15 protein-coding genes are annotated in these 17,334 nt (G+C 45.2%); 9 read left to right on the top strand and 6 right to left on the bottom strand.

The genetic code is table 11. The features are described from left to right. The first annotated feature begins 3 nt into the window (after nucleotides 1-3). From MY523_RS18070 to MY523_RS18045, 6 genes are all read left to right on the top strand, one after another. Nucleotides 4-735 (top strand): response regulator, encoded by a 732-nt coding sequence (locus MY523_RS18070; RefSeq protein WP_250656076.1) that lies wholly within the window; start codon nucleotides 4-6, stop codon nucleotides 733-735. Nucleotides 736-778: 43 nt separating this feature from the next. Further along, nucleotides 779-1,135, top strand: coding sequence for a hypothetical protein (locus MY523_RS18065; RefSeq protein WP_250656075.1), 357 nt, complete (start codon nucleotides 779-781; stop codon nucleotides 1,133-1,135). Between the two features lie 91 nt (nucleotides 1,136-1,226). Continuing rightward, entirely contained in the window at nucleotides 1,227-1,667 is a 441-nt protein-coding gene (locus MY523_RS18060; protein WP_250656074.1) for a YtoQ family protein, read from the top strand. A 229-nt stretch (nucleotides 1,668-1,896) separates the two neighbouring features. Further along, entirely contained in the window at nucleotides 1,897-2,853 is a 957-nt protein-coding gene (glyQ, locus tag MY523_RS18055; RefSeq protein ID WP_250656073.1) for a glycine--tRNA ligase subunit alpha, read from the top strand. After that, nucleotides 2,853-4,937 (top strand): glycine--tRNA ligase subunit beta, encoded by a 2,085-nt coding sequence (gene glyS / locus MY523_RS18050; RefSeq protein ID WP_250656072.1) that lies wholly within the window; start codon nucleotides 2,853-2,855, stop codon nucleotides 4,935-4,937. The genes glyQ and glyS overlap by 1 nt, the downstream gene beginning before the upstream one ends. Nucleotides 4,938-5,054: 117 nt before the next feature. Further along, nucleotides 5,055-5,969 (top strand): lysophospholipid acyltransferase family protein, encoded by a 915-nt coding sequence (locus MY523_RS18045; protein WP_250656071.1) that lies wholly within the window; start codon nucleotides 5,055-5,057, stop codon nucleotides 5,967-5,969. 194 nt (nucleotides 5,970-6,163) lie between these two features. Here the strand turns inward: MY523_RS18045 and MY523_RS18040 are convergent, their stop codons facing one another. Next, entirely contained in the window at nucleotides 6,164-6,901 is a 738-nt protein-coding gene (locus tag MY523_RS18040; protein WP_250656070.1) for a DJ-1/PfpI family protein, read from the bottom strand. A 97-nt stretch (nucleotides 6,902-6,998) separates the two neighbouring features. Between MY523_RS18040 and MY523_RS18035 the strand changes: the two genes are divergently transcribed. From MY523_RS18035 to MY523_RS18025, 3 genes are all read left to right on the top strand, one after another. After that, entirely contained in the window at nucleotides 6,999-7,973 is a 975-nt protein-coding gene (locus MY523_RS18035; RefSeq protein ID WP_250656069.1) for a GlxA family transcriptional regulator, read from the top strand. Nucleotides 7,974-8,112: 139 nt separating this feature from the next. Next, complete coding sequence (locus MY523_RS18030; protein WP_250656068.1) at nucleotides 8,113-9,297, top strand: AAA family ATPase; 1,185 nt, start codon at nucleotides 8,113-8,115, stop codon at nucleotides 9,295-9,297. An 11-nt stretch (nucleotides 9,298-9,308) separates the two neighbouring features. Next, the gene (locus MY523_RS18025) at nucleotides 9,309-9,815 is read left to right on the top strand and encodes a hypothetical protein (RefSeq protein ID WP_250656067.1); all 507 of its coding nucleotides are present in this window, start codon (nucleotides 9,309-9,311) and stop codon (nucleotides 9,813-9,815) included. A gap of 410 nt (nucleotides 9,816-10,225) precedes the next feature. On the opposite strand, the gene gyrB is transcribed toward MY523_RS18025, so the two are convergent. The 5 genes from gyrB to dnaN form a co-directional block, all read right to left on the bottom strand. Continuing rightward, complete coding sequence (gene gyrB / locus MY523_RS18020) at nucleotides 10,226-12,646, bottom strand: DNA topoisomerase (ATP-hydrolyzing) subunit B (protein WP_250656066.1); 2,421 nt, start codon at nucleotides 12,644-12,646, stop codon at nucleotides 10,226-10,228. 72 nt (nucleotides 12,647-12,718) lie between these two features. Beyond that, the gene (gene recF, locus MY523_RS18015; RefSeq protein WP_250656065.1) at nucleotides 12,719-13,810 is read right to left on the bottom strand and encodes a DNA replication/repair protein RecF; all 1,092 of its coding nucleotides are present in this window, start codon (nucleotides 13,808-13,810) and stop codon (nucleotides 12,719-12,721) included. A gap of 10 nt (nucleotides 13,811-13,820) precedes the next feature. Further along, nucleotides 13,821-14,570 carry a glutathione S-transferase N-terminal domain-containing protein gene (locus MY523_RS18010; RefSeq protein ID WP_250656064.1) on the bottom strand — a complete coding sequence of 250 codons (750 nt, stop codon included), beginning with the start codon at nucleotides 14,568-14,570 and terminating at the stop codon, nucleotides 13,821-13,823. A gap of 231 nt (nucleotides 14,571-14,801) precedes the next feature. Next, nucleotides 14,802-16,079 (bottom strand): ABC1 kinase family protein, encoded by a 1,278-nt coding sequence (locus tag MY523_RS18005; protein WP_250656063.1) that lies wholly within the window; start codon nucleotides 16,077-16,079, stop codon nucleotides 14,802-14,804. A 98-nt stretch (nucleotides 16,080-16,177) separates the two neighbouring features. Continuing rightward, nucleotides 16,178-17,284 (bottom strand): DNA polymerase III subunit beta, encoded by a 1,107-nt coding sequence (dnaN, locus tag MY523_RS18000; RefSeq protein WP_250656062.1) that lies wholly within the window; start codon nucleotides 17,282-17,284, stop codon nucleotides 16,178-16,180. Nucleotides 17,285-17,334: the final 50 nt, after the last annotated feature.

Genomic DNA, 17,334 nt, shown 5'->3' with positions numbered 1-17,334 from the left:
ATAATGAATCAACAAGCACGTATTTTGGTAGTGGATGATGCCGCCGACAACCGGCTGTTGCTCAAAATGCTGCTAGAGGATGACTATGAAGTTGTCGAGGCTGACTCGGGAGAAGCTTGTCTTGCCCAAGTCAACGAACAAGTCCCTGATCTGATTTTGCTCGATATCACTATGCCAGGATTGAGTGGCTACGAAGTCTGTGTGCAACTGCGAACCCAAAAAGAAACCGAACACCTGCCGATCATCTTTATTTCTGCCTTGGTCGGTGTTGAACAAAGGCTTGAAGGGTTTGAGGCAGGGGCAGATGACTATTTAACCAAACCGGTCGAAGCTGAGACCCTGTATAAGAAAATAACCTCCTGCCTGCAACGCCAGCAAAGCGTTAAAACCGCGCAGACGGATGCCTCAGAAGCCATGCGAATCGCAATGGAGGCCATGACGACCAGCAGCGAATTGGGTCAGATAGTGCAGTTTGTAAAAAATGTGCAGCTTATTACCACGCCACAAGCGGTGGGTGAGGCAATACAGTCAATAGCGAAAGAGTTTTCCCTGAGCACGTCTGTTATGGTGATCTCCGAAGCGACCCATTTTATCGGTTGTACCCCAGACTCAATTGAAGCAAAAATGCTAGAGCAAGTATCAAAAAGCAGCGAACGCATGGTCAGCATTGGCATACGCACGATCATTCGCAATGAGCATGTCACCCTGCTGATAAAAAATATGCCACTGGCATGATGAAAACCGCTGTGGACGATTGAAAGATCATTTGGCTGTACTAATGGATATTGCAGATGGCCACTTAGTCACACTTGCAGCACAGTTTTCTGCATCTCAACAGCGTAGACACCTGCTTGGCAAAATCATTCGTATTGCAGAAGAGCAGACCAAGAAAACCAGTGAAAAGCTTAACCACCACCAAAGCACATCACAATCAATCATGGAGGGGATGATCAATAGCCTGGAAAGCATGCTCTTTGGGCTGGGTCTGGAGGATGACCAGGAGAAGAAACTCATGGAACTGGCAAACCACACCTCTTTACAGCTTCAAGAAGCCAGTCGAAGCACCGAAGACCTGGATCGGGAGTTAGGCGTGATCGTCGAGAGTTTATATTCGTTGATGCAAAAAGAGAGTTAAGTGCACAAATTGTTAGCCCTGTCTGATTTGGCCGCAATATCAGGTAGAATGTTGCACCATATTGACTAAGACACTTTTAGAAGGAGTAATCATGGAATACAGCATCTACCTCTCTGGCGAAATACACAGTGATTGGCGCGAGCAAATTGAATCTGGCATTGAAGCGGCAGGCCTGGATATTAATATCTACAGCCCTGTCACTCACCATGAGTCCAGCGATGAAGTGGGTGTTAAGATTCTCGGTGAAGAAGAAAAGCCATTCTGGAAAGATCACAAGGCCGCTAAAATCAATGCGATTCGCACCAACACCCTGATTCAACGCTCAGATGTTGTTGTCGTCCGGTTTGGCGAAAAATACAAACAGTGGAATGCCGCTTTTGATGCGGGCATAGCCATCGGTCTTGGTATACCACTGATTGTTATGCATGACCCCGCTTTAACCCATCCACTAAAAGAGATTGACGGTGCCGCAATGGCGGTAACTGAAACCCCTCAGCAAGTGGTTGAAATCTTGAAATATATCAGCCAATAAACACCGCCCCAAGCCATCGCTATTTTAAATGAGCTGACAACCTCCCCCAAAGTGCCAACAGGCCCAACAATTGGGTAAATTGTTGGCTCATTTATGGCCCTGAAGACGTGCATAAAAACCTTACAGCGCGCTATAATGGCAGGTTTTATTAGTGTAAGCACCGTTAGCGCTGGCAGAACACCGTTAACGGCAACAGAATTCATACAATAACCGAACTGGTGAACTTTTCGTGACTAGTCAAACCAAACCCGATGCAAGTACCTTTCAGGGCCTGATTATCGCTCTCCAACAATATTGGGCAGAGCAGGGCTGTGTTGTTCTTCAGCCACTGGATATGGAGGTGGGTGCAGGCACCTTCCACCCGGCCACTTTCTTACGTGCAATTGGCCCAGAGACCTGGAATGCAGCCTATGTTCAGCCAAGCCGCCGCCCTACGGATGGTCGTTACGGTGAAAACCCTAACAGACTGCAGCACTACTACCAGTTTCAGGTTGTTCTAAAGCCTTCTCCTGACAATATTCAGGAGCTTTACCTGAACTCCCTTAAAATGCTGGGCATTGATCCGCTGGTTCACGATATCCGCTTTGTAGAAGATAACTGGGAGTCCCCTACGCTGGGTGCCTGGGGCCTTGGCTGGGAAGTCTGGTTGAACGGAATGGAAGTGACCCAGTTTACCTACTTCCAACAGGTTGGCGGCCTTGAGTGTTTTCCCGTTACCGGTGAAATTACCTACGGGCTGGAACGAATTGCCATGTACTTGCAAGGGGTTGATAGTGTTTATGATCTGGTCTGGGCAAAAGGCCCGGAAGGGGTTGTCACCTATGGGGATGTGTTCCACCAGAACGAAGTTGAAATGTCGACCTATAACTTCGAGCAGGCCGATGTTGAGTCACTATTCACCAACTTCGATACCTATGAGAGAGAAAGCCAGCGCTTAATTGGTGAAGGCCTGCCTTTGCCTGCTTACGAGCTGGTACTTAAAGCGTCTCATACCTTCAACATGCTGGATGCACGCCATGCAATTTCAGTAACCGAACGGCAGCGTTTTATTCTTCGTGTTCGCAGTCTTTCAAGGGCCGTTGCACAGTCCTACTTTGATCGTCGTAAAGAGTTAGGGTTCCCTTTAGCACCGGACGCATTAAGAAATGAAGTATTAGCCAGCCTGAAAGAAGGGGAGAGCAACTAATGTCTGCACAAGATTTTCTGGTCGAAATTGGTACCGAAGAGTTACCACCCAAGGCCCTCAAAAAACTCTCTACCGCTTTTTCAGATGGCATCCAGCAGGGGCTAAAAGCGGCAAACCTGGAGTTTGCATCGGTTGAGTTATTTGCCGCTCCCCGTCGCCTGGCCGTTCGTGTTAATCAGCTGAGTGATACACAACCCGATACCAATATCGAAAAGCGAGGCCCTGCTGCAAAAGCCGCGTACGACGCAGATGGCAACCCAACTCGCGCACTTGAGGGTTTCGCTCGTTCATGCGGTGCCACCGTTGAGCAACTCGAAACCATGGAAACCGACAAAGGCGCATGGTTGGTCTATCGCTCAGTTCAGGCAGGGCAAAAAACAACCGAACTGCTACCTGAAATAGTGACAAAATCTCTGGCACAGCTGCCTATTCCAAAGCGCATGCGCTGGGGCGCCCGTCGGGTTGAGTTCGTACGCCCTGTGCAATGGGTCATCATGCTGTCTGGCTCTTCGGTTATCGACTGTGAGATTTTAGGACACAAAGCGGGCAACCAAACCCGTGGCCACCGTTTCCACTGCAACGAAATGTTGACCATCAATGTACCGTCAGAGTATGAAACCACACTATCTGAAAAAGGCTACGTGATTGCCGACTTTGAGGCCCGCCGCGAAAAAGTGCGCTCCAGCGTTACCGCGATTGCTGAAACAGTCAACGGGCAAGCGGTGATTGATGAAGAGCTACTCGATGAAGTCACCGCACTTAACGAGTGGCCTGTTCCACTCATCGGCCGTTTTGAAGAACGCTTTCTGGACGTACCCGCCGAAGCACTGATTTCTTCAATGAAAGAGCATCAAAAGTACTTCCACATCGTGGATAACAAAGGCAACATGCTGCCAAACTTTATTACCCTCAGTAATATTGAGAGTAAAGACCCGGCACAGGTTGTCTCTGGAAACGAACGCGTTATCAGGCCTCGTTTGGCCGATGCGGCGTTCTTTTATGAAACCGATAAAAAACAAAGCCTTGAGTCTCGTGTTGAGCTGCTTAAGCCGATTGTATTTCAGAAACAACTTGGCTCAATCTACGATAAAGTTCAACGCACATCAGGGCTGGCAGGCAAAATTGCTACCGCGATTGACGGCGATGAGCAACTTGCCAAGCGCGCAGGGTTGCTATTGAAGTCTGACCTTGTATCCGAAATGGTGCTTGAATTTACCGATCTTCAGGGCATTATGGGCATGTATTACGCCCAACACGATGGTGAGCCAGAAGAAGTTGCGACCGCATTAAACGAGCAGTATATGCCTCGTTTTGCGGGCGACCAGCTCCCTTCGACCAAAACAGGCTGCGCAGTTGCGATTGCCGATAAACTCGACTCTTTGGTCGGTATCTTTGGCATCAATCAACCCCCAACCGGAACCAAAGACCCATTCGCATTAAGAAGGGCATCGTTGGGTATATTGCGCATTATGGTCGAAAAAGAGCTCAAACTGGATCTTGCCGACTGTATCGACTGGTCTATTGCTCAGCACAGCGAACTGCCAGCAGCCGCGCCTGTTGAGAAGCTTAAAGATACCGTTATCGATTACATGCTTGACCGTTTCCGTGCATGGTATGAAGAAGAAGGTATTCCTGCCGAGGTATTCCTGGCGGTTCATGCCCGCAGGCCGACCCGTCCACTGGATTTTGATCAGCGCATCAAAGCCGTGAACCAATTCCGCCAGCTACCGGAAGCCGCCGCACTCGCAGCCGCTAACAAGCGCGTATCCAACATTCTCAGTAAAGTGCACGCCAATGACTTGGCAGCAACGCTAAACAACGACTTGTTAGAGCTTGATGCTGAGAAAGAGTTGGCAGCGGCGATTGCTGAACAAGCGGAGAAGGTGAGCCCACTATTCACCGCAGGGAACTACGGCGAAGCATTGCAATCACTCGCGTCATTAAGACCCAGCATTGACCGTTTCTTTGACGATGTCATGGTAATGGCTGATGACGAAGCAGTGAAAAACAATCGCCTGGCATTGTTGAATCAGCTTAGATCGCTGTTCTTAAGCGCTGCGGATATCTCGCTTTTATCTTCATAAGCGTTTGTTTAGGTTGTCATCCTCGCGCACAAGGTGAATTGCGCAGCAAGAGAGCACCCTGGGGTGGGCGAGGATGACAAAACTATTTTTAAAGAGTCCCCCTCAGGTAAGCGTCATATGGCCAAAAAGAACAAATTCCGTCCCGTCTGGCACCCTGCTCTATGGCCAACATGGATTGTTGTTTTTATCCTATTCTGCATTTCTCTATTGCCCTTAAGTACTAAGCTGTCACTGGGCGAAAAACTGGGAAAATTACTGCATAAAAAATTAAAAAGCCGAGCAAAAGTTACCAGGAAAAATATTGCAGCCTGCTTTCCAGAACTTAGTGATGAAGAGCAGGCACGCCTGATTGAAGATACCTTCATCTCATGCAGCAAAGGATTCATGGAAACCACTCATGTCTGGTGGAGAGACGTGCAACCCATGGTTGATAACTTAACCATCATCGGCCATGAGCACCTATTGGAAGCTCAGAAGCGGGGCAAAGGCATACTGCTATTGAGTGGCCACTTCACTATATTTGACTTGGCACTTCCGCTGATCGGCTCTCAGCTACACAAGCCCGGCTATATGTATCGCCCCAATGACAACCCGGTCATTGATCGAATGATCGAGAAGGGAAGAAGACGCCACTGCGACATTCAAGGCTTTAGCAAACGCAATCTTAGAGGCATGATCAAATACATAAAAGAAGGTGGCAGCGTATGGTATGCAGCTGACCAGGACTTTGGTAGACACAGCACCGAATTTGTTGATTTCTTTGGCGTCAACACCGCGTGCATCAGTGCCCCCAGCTGGATAGCGAGAGAAACAGATGCTTCGGTTCTAGTGGTCAGTCAGTTCCGTCTGCCAAACGGGAAGTACGAAATTGCCTTTTCACCCATACTGGAAAACTTTGGCAAAGATGACGCAAAAGATGCTCAGGAATGGAACGCCTATCTGGAAGCAGAAATAAGACGCCACCCAGACCAGTACCTGTGGCTCCATAAGCGCTTTAAAACCAGAAAGCCGGGTGACGACCCTATTTATTAGTTTGCGCCTGTTATAGCCCGTCTAAGAGGGATAAAAAGGGCTAACCCTAAAACGAAAAAAGCACCAAGCGAATCGCGAGGTGCTTTTTAATATGCAGTCTATCTATCGCATATAGCGCAATATCCAAATATCGCTCTATGCCTTTCGACGGCTATCGACAGATTCCCCCAAAAGAGTAAAAACACTGACTCCATTTATCCAAATAACCTCCATTTACTGCTATTTCTATTCCTGACTCTCTCCAATATCGTTTGCCAGATAATGCTCGGAACTGAAACAACATCACGAATATTCTTTCCATCACGCACCAGCTGAATCTTCGCGGCCTTCAGTACCGCCGCCGTTGCCTTGGAAGGGTGGCCGGAATCAACAGGCGGGGCAGGGTCATACTCAATAAGCAACTGCACCGTTTCAGCATGTTTCTGACCACACAAATCCTTAACTACACTCAACGCCAAATCAATACCCGAAGAGACACCGGCAGCCGTAATAATTTTTCCTGACCTGACAATTCGTTCATCTTTTTGTGGAATAGCGCCAAAGGCTTTCAAGCCATCTTGCGCGATCCAGTGAGTGGTTGCTTTATGCCCATCTAAAATTCCAGCGGCGGCTAAAATCAAAGCGCCAGAACAAACCGATAAGGTTAACTGGCTGGTTTGATGAACTTGTTTAAGCCACGTGATCAGCGCCTGATCTGCCATTGCTGTGGCGGTATTTGCTGTTGAGCCCGGCACCAGCACAATATCCGGGCTTGGAACCTCTTCAAAGGCGTGGGTGCAACCAATTACCAGTGCCCCGCCATCAGCCACAACCGGTTGTGGCAGGTTACCTACAAAACAAATCTCAACATCAGGTACAAGCTTTAAAACCTCGTAAGGGCCCAGCGCATCCAGTGCAGTAACTCCCGGATACAGAACAATAGCAACTTGCATCAGGTTCTCCTTGGTATATATCAGTGTTGTGAGTTGACTAAATTGTATTCACTCCTGTCGTTGGCATAAATGACATAAAACGACTATTATCTGCCAAATGAAGTGTTCTAGTATTGTCTTCCTCGTTTTCCCGGGTTTTGAGCTTTTAGACCTATCAGGGCCTGCATCTGTTTTCTCGAATGCCAATGAGCTGCATAAGGGTGAGCCATATGAGGTGACGGTGGCCTCAGTAAGGGGAGGTTTGATTGAAAGCGGTTCATCAATTGCGATTCAGACTATAGCTGTCGATCAAGTAGCTGTTGGCACATCAACCACCATTCTAGTTGTAGGGGGAGACCAACCAGCCTTAATGGCCGCAGCTAAGGATTCAAGTACATTGGCTTGGTTAAAAAAAGCGTCTGGCCAGGCTGGCCGATTTGGCTCAATCTGTACTGGCGCGTTTATACTCGCAGCAGCAAACCTGCTGGAAGGCAAGTCTTGCACAACCCATTGGGCAGCCACGCAGTTTCTGAAAGCAATGCAACCCAAGGTGAATGTACTAGCAGAATCGCTCTATGTTATTGACGATAAACTTTGGACTTCGGCTGGCGTCACGACCGGGCTGGATATGGCACTGGAAATGCTCCGACAAGACCTTGGCAACACCTTGATGGCCCGCGTCGCCCAACGGTTGGTTGTTTATGCTCACCGCCCCGGCAACCAATCTCAATTCAGCAACCTTCTCGAACTCCAAAGCAAGTCAGACCGTCGCTACTCAAACCTGTTAGCCTGGATAGATGACAATATAGACCAAGCGATTAACGTGAGTGAAATGGCAGATTACATGTGCATGACAGAGCGAACGTTCTATCGTAAATTTACCGCGGCATTTAACCTCACCCCCTCCAAATACCTTGAAGAGGCCAGGCTAAACCGAGCCAAGCTTCTGCTAGAGCAAACCATCTCGGTAAAAAAGGTATCAGAAGCCGTTGGGTTCAAGTCAGAGTCAGCCTTTCGCACCCGCTTCGAAAGCCGCTTTGGCCTGTCACCATCGATGTATAGAAGGCTTCATAAGAACCCGTGGTGCAATTAGGAAAAATTGCTACTTAAAAAATTCGAAATACGCGATTGAAGTAACAGATTTCTCAAATAGGTATATTCCCCATTGCATAGCGCACAAAAATAACTATAGTAAAGCAATATATACAAAATATTGTTGAAACTGGACTACTATGATCATTCAGCTTAGGTTTTCAAATTTTTATTCTTTCGCAGAAGGAACAGAGCTTTCTTTTGAGTTAGGTAAAAAGCCAACCCCGTCTGCATACGATATTGAAATTGGAGGAACCCGTCGTTTAAACAAAGCATTAGCGGTTATTGGGGCTAATGGTTCTGGTAAAACCCAATTTATAAAGCCTTTGGCCTTCTTAAGTTGGTTTATTAGTAGTTCGTTTCTGGGCAGCAAACCGGAAGACCCCGTTCCATTCCATCCTCATACATTTAAGCGTGAAGAAGATAGCCTTTTCGAAATCACTTTTCTGCTTGATAACGAAGAATACCGCTATAAATTGATTGCCAATCGAAAACATGTAGTCCATGAGGCTCTGTATAAAAAGACAAGCCACTTGTTTAGCTACGTATTTGTGAGAGAAAAAACGGAATCAGGTTACGACTACAAACAGCAAGGATTTGGCTTCCCTTCCTCTCAAGCTCGCAATATCCGGAGTAATGCTTCACTGCTTTCTGCAGCTCACAATTACGATGTACCAATGGCATCCACATTTGTTGAATATTTTAATAAATACTCGTTCAACCTTAACGTGTCTGGCCGGCAGCATTTTCACGGTGGCAATGTCCTCGAAAGCGCAGAATACTTTTTCAAACACGCGCACTTTCTTAGCGATATGGAACGCATGATGTGTGACTTTGATTTGGGTATTTGCTCTGTAAAAATACATGAAGCAGAAGGAAAAGATGATCAAGGCCGTTCAACTAAAGTTTTCGTCCCTGTAGCAGTTCATGAATGCGAGAATATGAGTTTTGAATTACCTTTTTTTGAAGAGTCTAGTGGTACTCAGTCGGCGTTTGTCCTTTTAAGACGTATATTACCCGTACTGGAAAACGGTGGTGTAGCCATTATTGATGAAATCGATAATGATCTACATCCACATATGCTCCCACATATTCTAGAACTCTTTAAGTTTGAGCATACGAATCCTCGTCAAGCTCAAATTATTTTCACCTGCCATACTCCGGAAGTATTAAATTTGCTTAAGAAACACCAGGCATATTTAGTTGAAAAAATAGATCAGCAAAGCGAAGCTTGGCGACTTGATGAAGTAACAGGACTTCGTGCAGACGATAATCTTTATGCTAAATATATGGCCGGTGCATTGAGCGCTGTACCAAACCTCTAAGGAACGGCGGTATGGCGAAAAGAAAAGGTCGAAAAGTTAAACTTGCTTCACTGATCATCGTTGGAGAAGGGCCTCATGACAAAGCCTTCTTAAACCATATGAAGCGGTTATACGATGGCGACACGGGCCAGACCGTTAAGGTTGATAGTGCTGACGGGGGCTCTCCTGCAGATATCATCAAAACAACTGACCGCAAATACAAGCATGCAGCTTATGATCGACGCTATATTTTAATGGACTCAGATGTCACTATCAGACAACAAGACAGAGATCGTGCTCGAAAACTTAAAATACAGTTAGTTATATCTGAGCCGATCTGCCTTGAGGGTATGCTATTAGAGGTATTGGGACAAAAAGCGCCAGACAATAACGATTCATGTAAAGCGAAATTACATCCGCAACTTTGCGGACCACCAACAAATCACAACAGCTATTCCGAATGTTTCCCCAAACTGGTATTGGATAAAACAAACAAAGAGCAAATAGTGACATTAAGACAGATAATAGCGAATAAGTGAATTAGCGATTTTCCTTTTATTAATAACCTCAGAAGCATCTTCAAACGATATTCCTTATTTGGAACTCTGGAACGAAAAATGGAAAGAACTCGATATAGGTAGAATGGTTTAAATGATTGGGGTAATAATTACATAGAAAGGTTAGGTTATAACTTCTTAGCAAATAAGAAACTCAGATAGGTAGCTATCTTTTATTTAGCAACAATACATGGTGTAAATTCGTTGCCAAATATGAATTCGCTATATTCACTATCAAATATTAGTAAGAGTTATGCTTCTTACAACCCATACACCATAACTTCCGAAAATTCCTTTCAACACACTAGTTATAGAAAAGGCCCTCGAAAGGGCCTTTAGTTAGATGAAAAAGTGTGAGAAAACTGACACTTATAGTGAGAATCTACAACAAATCAAACATCCAGATTCGTCACTTCTAGCGCATTGGTCTGAATAAAGTCTCTACGTGGTTCAACTTCGTCACCCATGAGTGTGGTGAATATCTGGTCTGCACCAATGGCATCTTCGATATTTACTTTCATCATTCGGCGGCTTTCCGGGTCCATGGTGGTTTCCCAAAGCTGCTCAGGGTTCATTTCTCCCAGTCCTTTATATCGCTGGATATAAAGACCACGTTTAGCTTCTTTCATTAACCATTCAAGCGCTGTGACGAACTTGCTGACGGGCTGCTGACGTTCGCCGCGTTGTACGTAAGCGCCTTCTTCTATTAGCCCGGCTAAGCTTTCTGCCAGCTTGGCAATAGACTTATAAGAAGCCGATTCGAAAAACTCATAGTTAAATACATACTCAGTAGAGATACCGTGTACGTAAACATCAACTTTGGGTAAGAACACACTTCTTTCGGTATCTTCAGAAATACCAAACTCGTAGCGCATACCGGTTTTAGTATCGATAACCAGCTGTTCTGCCATTGCATCACACCAGGCTTGAACGGCAGCTCTGTCACCCAATGCTTCAAATGCCAGCGGTTTTATTGCAAGCATCTTATCAAGTACCAGAGCAGGGTAGGTGCGCGACAATCGTTCGGTAATTGCTTCAACCGCTCTGTAGTCATTCACGAGTGTTTCTAACGCGGTGCCCGTCACAGGTGGCGCGCTAGGGTTAACAAACAGGTTGGTGTTTTCAAGCGCTGATTGAGTCAGGAATTGCTCTAACGCTTTTTCATCTTTTAAGTACTGCTCTTGCTTACCTTTTTTAACTTTATACAGCGGTGGCATCGCAATATAAACATAGCCATTTTCGATGATTTCTCGCATCTGTCTAAAGAAGAAAGTCAGCAATAATGTGCGGATGTGTGATCCATCCACATCGGCATCAGTCATGATGATAATGTTGTGGTAACGCAGCTTTTCAATATTAAATTCTTCGCGCCCAATGCCACAGCCCAATGCGGTGATTAGCGTGCCAACCTCGGCGGAAGATAACATCTTATCAAAGCGTGCCTTTTCCACGTTTAGAATCTTACCTTTCAGTGGCAGAATAGCCTGTGTTTTTCTGTCACGACCTTGCTTGGCTGACCCGCCAGCAGAGTCACCCTCCACTATGTATAGTTCGGAGAGGGCTGGGTCTTTCTCTTGGCAGTCTGCCAGTTTCCCGGGTAAGCCTGCAATATCCAATGCACCTTTACGACGCGTCATTTCTCGTGCTCGGCGGGCCGCTTCTCTGGCTCTGGCCGCCTCGATCATTTTGTTAACAACCTGCCGTGCTTCTTGGGGGTTCTCAGCCAGGAAGTCACCAAATATCGCGTTCATTTCCTGCTCGACAGCCGTTTTTACTTCAGAAGAGACCAACTTATCTTTGGTTTGCGATGAGAATTTCGGATCAGGAACTTTAACCGAAACAATAGCGGTAAGCCCTTCACGCGCATCGTCCCCAGAGGTGTTTACTTTCTCTTTTTTACCTAACCCTTCTCGTTCTATATAGGCATTCAGTGAACGCGTTAGAGAAGCTCTGAAGCCTGCAAGGTGGGTGCCTCCATCTCGCTGCGGAATATTGTTGGTAAAGCAAAAGATGTTTTCCTGATAGCTGTCATTCCATTGCATGGATACTTCAACTTCAACGCCATCTTCTTCGCGAAACTTTCTGAAGTGGAATATCTGATTAATCGTCGTTTTATTGGTGTTTAGGTATTCAACAAACGCTTTGAGTCCACCTTCATATTCGTAAACTTCTTCTCGTCCAGTGCGTTCATCTTTTAATACAATTCGTACACCTGAGTTTAGGAATGCCAGCTCACGAATCCGTTTTGCTAAAATATCGTAGTGAAATTCGATATTGGTAAAGGTCTCAGGTGAGGGTACAAAGTGAACCTCTGTCCCTGTTTTTTCAGTTTCACCTATGACGGTTAACGGCTTTGCAGGTACGCCATGGTGATAGACCTGCTCATGAACTTTTCCAGCTCGTCGAATGGTTAAACGCAGTTCGTTTGAAAGAGCGTTTACAACAGAAACACCTACACCATGAAGACCGCCTGATACTTTATAGGTGTTGTCGTCAAACTTGCCGCCTGCATGGAGTACAGTCATGATAACTTCAGCAGCTGACACACCTTCATCTTCATGAATATCAGTTGGTATACCACGCCCATCATCCGATACAGTTATAGACTCATCAGCATGAATGACTACTTTAATTTCTGAGCAGAACCCTGCTAAAGCTTCATCAATAGAGTTATCTACAACCTCAAACACCATGTGGTGTAAGCCAGTCCCATCATCAGTATCGCCAATATACATGCCTGGGCGCTTACGAACCGCATCCAGACCTTTAAGCACTTTAATACTTGATGAATCGTATGAATTATTATCTGTCATCTATAACGCTCCTAAGGCGTGCTTCCTGCGTACATATCGAACTAGTTCGTTTTGTTATGCCCGCGTAATAACTTAATTAACTTGAGAAACTTTGCCATGTTCCACGTGGAACATTCTTACATCTGTACCCTCATCAAAATGAGGGAGCACCGAGTCAACTTCTACAACCGTGAGGATGACCTGGCTTTTCAGTTTCTCTAAATATGAACACACATTTTTCCGATGCTCCAAGTCTAATTCGGCGCTAATATCGTCGATTAAGTATACCGACTTACGCCCCAATAGATTATTCAGTAGGGCACCTTGAGCTAGAATCATCGAAAAAATGAGTATCTTTTTTTGGCCACGAGAGAGTACTTCGTCAGCATATCTGCCGTTAACCTTTATTCTTATATCTGCCCGATGAGGACCTTGGTGTGTATAACCGGATTTATTGTCTCGCTCGATATTGCTATCAAGCACTGACTGATAATCCGTCTTTTTGTCCCAGCCTCTATAGTAACTTATATCAATACTAATGGTCTGATTAAGTAACTTGAGAATATCATTTATCACTGGTACTAACGATACTATAAAGTCACTTCGGAACTTGTCGATTCTAATTGCCGTATCGACCATCTGGCTATCCCAGGGAGCCATCAGAGCACGATCTATTCTACCACGTCGTAACAAGGTATTCCGCTGTTTTAAGCTCTTTGTATAGCGCCTCCATGCATCAGAGAAGCGATGTTCCACGTGGAACACTCCCCAATCCATATAACGCCTTCTATTATTGGGGCCACCATCCAGCAGCTCAAACGTTTCAGGCTCAATCAGTAGTGTAGGCGTGATGCTTGCCAACTGGATTGCACTCCGAACAAACTCGCCGTTAACTTTAATCAGCGCACTTTTGTTCTTTTCACGAGAGATACCGATTCTGTTCTGATGGCCATGTTCATCTTCCGTTGCTGAGAACAACGTAAAACCAAAAGCGTTGTGGGTGATGATGGAATCAAGTTTGCTGCTTCGAAATGACTTGCCCACAGAGAGATAGTATAGAGACTCAATTAAACTGGACTTCCCACTCCCGTTTTTTCCATCAACAATATTTATATAAGGTGAGAAGGAGATCTTCTGCTCAGCGAGGTTACGAAAATGACTAACGGATATATTGCGGTATGACATCGGAAATATTTTAAACAGCGTACTGTTTTAAAAGGTATTTGCAAATGTCGTCAGACTCGAACATTTCAACACCCGTATTAGGGTCTACCAGATAAGGAACCATCATCGTTCCGGCTCGCGCCATCAAACCTTTTCTGTTTTTACCCTTTACATTATAAAAAGGAAATAGCCTGTTTCGAATAACAGGGGGGACATAATCTAGCGGCTGGTTTTTACCTACATTATGCAAAACGTAAGGAATTTCCAGTTCGCACAATAATTCTTTAACGGGTCGTGAGTATGGGCTCGACTCAAAACTATATAACTCCAGCATCATTGCAGGAGACTTCGACGGCTTATGATACATGCCTGAACCGAAACGCACAGCACTGGAAACCATTGAGGTTATTGTGTTGGTGTATCTCCGTCTCCACCGTTTTGGCAAATGACCTTTCCCATAATAACGAAAAAGGTAACTGATAATATCAAACGACTCATACAAGGATATGGATGTATTAGGGTCAATTAGATAGGGGAACTGTTCCTTACCACCAATTTTAATCGCACTGTTTCTAAAGCGAATTCCGCCTTTAGGGCAGGGGTAAATAACAATATCAAGGTCCAGTTCAGTTATCGCTTCTCTTACCAATTTACAATATGGGCAACCTTCAATATCGTACAGATGTAATCGTTGCTGAGGCCGCTTTCCCAAGCGTGAAGTACTGGTACCTCGCCACAAAGAGGCCGATGATGCTAAAGTAGCTCTGGCAAATGACAACATAAATGGCACCCTCAATTATTCGATGAGCCTCAATTTAATATAAAAATCATTGTATTAGATATTCAGTAAAAGAAACACTATTAGCGTGCCTATGAGTATCCGTTTGCATTGGCTAGTGCTTTTTAGGCACAAGTAACGAAGAGAAAAAATGACTTACCCTATAGCAAAAAGGCCAGTCTTAATAACTGGCCTTTTTGCTATTTAGCGATGTTTGGTTGCTAATAGAGATGGTTAGTGCAACATATTCAAACGATCATCTACGAACATATCCAGCTCAGGTGCCAGAATGTGGACGTATCGATCAAAATATAAGAACTGCTTCATTAACAGTGCAAACTCTCTTGGAAAGTGAATACCGTGTTGCTCACCCACTTTAACCATGTCCATCAATATGTTGTTAATTTCATCTTCATTCTTATTTGGGTCTTCAAGCACCGCATAATCAGGCACCATGGTATCCATTCGTTGATACAGCGAGCGAATATCATCAGCCAGCTTTTGAATATCGATATTTTTGTCGGTAACACCTATACGAACCATCGCACTGGCCATACCTTCAAAGTCACCCACCATAACGGATGATATAAAGTCAGAAACCGCTTCCCAGGTGCCCGCAGCTATTCGCCCGACAATGCCAAAATCGATAAAGCCGATGCGGCCATCTTCCAGCACCATTAAATTTCCGGCATGGACATCTGCATGGAAAAAGTTACATTGTGTGAGGCTGGCAAACCAAGTGTTCATTGCGGTAATAAGTGTTCTTTCCGGGTCTTTACAATAACGTCTAATGGTATCCAAATCGGTCAGTGATACACCGTAAAAGCGTTCCATTGTAAGCACTTTCCGAGTCGTTGCATGGTCATAGACTTTTGGAACAACCGCGTCGGTGTTACCGGACTTTTGCAAAAACTCTTTAAACTCTTTGAGATTGTTTGACTCTTTAAGGAAGTCGCACTCTTCCATCATCGTGCGTTGAATTTCTTGTACGATGCCGGATAACGAAGTCCATGAAAGTTTGGGGGCCAAATACTCAATGATTCTGGATGAGACATAAAGGAAATTTAGGTCAGTCAGTAGCACATTCGAAACGCCTGGCTTCTGAATCTTGATAACGACATCTTCACCGGTGATTAGTTTTGCCGCATGAACCTGAGCAATCGAGGCCGAGGCAAGCGGTTCTGGATCAATCTCCTGATACACCTGATTTAAAGGACGACCAAGCTCTTCTGTCAGAATTTTTTTCATGACACTGAAAGGCAGGGACTTAGTTTGATCCAAACAAAGCTGAAACTCTTCGACATAATCCTGAGGAAAAAAAGTCGGCGAACTGGCAATAAATTGGCCAAGCTTTATATAAGTGGCGCCCAACTCTTCGAATGTTTGTCTGAGTAAGCGTGGAGTAGGGGGGCGATCTCCTCGCAACCAATTCACTCCGGTTTTAGATAACACAGCTGCAGTTTGTCCAACTCGCAGTGCTCCTTTTACCGTATTCAAAAAAGTATCCATCATCGCCCTAATCCTAATTCCATTGATTTACTTTTAACTCAGTCATTCAAAATTACATATTCAGCTGGCTTTTCAGTCAATACGTTTTAGCAACAGATTAATTAAAGCCGCATAGGCATCACAACATAAAGGCTATTGCTCTCTTCTGTTGACTCAATAAGCGCACTGGCATTGGGGTTCGATAACGTTAGCTTAACTTGTTCGTCATTGATAACGCCCATTACATCAATAAGATAGCCGACGTTGAAACCTACCTGTAAAGGCTCACCATGATACGCGACAGCCAAACTGTCTTCCGCTTGCTCATGCTCAGGGTTATTGGCAAAAACCTGAAGCTGGTTGTCAGACAGCTGAAGCCTTACACCCCTTATATTTTCATGAGAAAGAATGCCCGCACGCATGAACATGTTTTTGAGTTCTACACGATCCGCAATAACAATTTTGTCTCCTCCACGAGGAATAACTCGATTGTAATCAGGGAATTTTCCTTCAATTAGTTTCGAGGTAAACGTATAAGAACCAATTTCAGAACGGACATGGCTATCGCTGAATGAGATATTAATGACGCCTTCTGCATCGGTTAGCAAACGTGCAAGCTCCAGTATCCCTTTTCTTGGCACAATAACCTGACGGGTATTCTCAAACGTTGTGCCAACAATATCGATACTGGACATCGCGAGGCGGTGACCATCAGTCGCAACCGCCCTGATAGACGTTGCCCCCATCTCCAGTAACATGCCGTTTAAGTAGTAGCGAACATCTTGTTGGGCCATTGCAAACGAAGTCGCCTCAAGCATCTTTTTAAAATCAGCCTGAGGCAGGGTCATGCTGATATCCTGCTGACTCTCTTCTATATTTGGGAAGTGCTCAGCTGGCAATGTAGAGAGCGTAAAATGGCTCTTTCCAGAACGAACATGCAGTCGCTCTCCCTCAACACTCAGCTCAAGCGTAGATTGATCGGAAAGTGATCGGCAGATATCAGATAGCTTACGGGCAGGTACTGTAATCTGCCCAGGGACTTCAACGTCAACCTGATCAATAGTGCAGACCAGCTCGACCTCCATGTTGGTTCCCGTCAGTTTAAGCTCGCCTTGGTTAGCGACCATCAAGATATTAGACAAAACAGGCATGGTCTGTTTTTTCTCTACTACACCAGATATAGACTGCAGCGGTGCAAGGAGTGCTTCTCGGCTTATAATCAGCTTCATAGTGAATCAGCTCTTATTCGACTCTTTATCGTTAGATAACTATATTGTTA

The organism is Alkalimarinus coralli (assembly GCF_023650515.1).
GTDB classification, from domain to species: Bacteria; Pseudomonadota; Gammaproteobacteria; order Pseudomonadales; family Oleiphilaceae; genus Alkalimarinus; species Alkalimarinus coralli.
The sequence above is the reverse complement of the archived record's forward strand: the minus strand, read 5'-3'. Positions and strand labels throughout refer to the sequence as shown.

Excerpts from the sequence above, each read along its gene's own strand:
- MY523_RS18070 (WP_250656076.1), top strand. The coding sequence starts at position 4 with ATGAATCAACAAGCACGTATTTTGGTAGTGGATGATGCCGCCGACAAC.
- MY523_RS18065 (WP_250656075.1), top strand. The coding sequence starts at position 779 with ATGGATATTGCAGATGGCCACTTAGTCACACTTGCAGCACAGTTTTCT.
- MY523_RS18060 (WP_250656074.1), top strand. The coding sequence starts at position 1,227 with ATGGAATACAGCATCTACCTCTCTGGCGAAATACACAGTGATTGGCGC.
- glyS (WP_250656072.1), top strand. The coding sequence starts at position 2,853 with ATGTCTGCACAAGATTTTCTGGTCGAAATTGGTACCGAAGAGTTACCA.
- MY523_RS18045 (WP_250656071.1), top strand. The coding sequence starts at position 5,055 with ATGGCCAAAAAGAACAAATTCCGTCCCGTCTGGCACCCTGCTCTATGG.
- MY523_RS18040 (WP_250656070.1), bottom strand. The coding sequence starts at position 6,901 with ATGCAAGTTGCTATTGTTCTGTATCCGGGAGTTACTGCACTGGATGCG.
- MY523_RS18035 (WP_250656069.1), top strand. The coding sequence starts at position 6,999 with ATGAAGTGTTCTAGTATTGTCTTCCTCGTTTTCCCGGGTTTTGAGCTT.
- MY523_RS18030 (WP_250656068.1), top strand. The coding sequence starts at position 8,113 with ATGATCATTCAGCTTAGGTTTTCAAATTTTTATTCTTTCGCAGAAGGA.
- MY523_RS18025 (WP_250656067.1), top strand. The coding sequence starts at position 9,309 with ATGGCGAAAAGAAAAGGTCGAAAAGTTAAACTTGCTTCACTGATCATC.
- gyrB (WP_250656066.1), bottom strand. The coding sequence starts at position 12,646 with ATGACAGATAATAATTCATACGATTCATCAAGTATTAAAGTGCTTAAA.
- recF (WP_250656065.1), bottom strand. The coding sequence starts at position 13,810 with ATGTCATACCGCAATATATCCGTTAGTCATTTTCGTAACCTCGCTGAG.
- MY523_RS18010 (WP_250656064.1), bottom strand. The coding sequence starts at position 14,570 with ATGTTGTCATTTGCCAGAGCTACTTTAGCATCATCGGCCTCTTTGTGG.
- MY523_RS18005 (WP_250656063.1), bottom strand. The coding sequence starts at position 16,079 with ATGATGGATACTTTTTTGAATACGGTAAAAGGAGCACTGCGAGTTGGA.
- dnaN (WP_250656062.1), bottom strand. The coding sequence starts at position 17,284 with ATGAAGCTGATTATAAGCCGAGAAGCACTCCTTGCACCGCTGCAGTCT.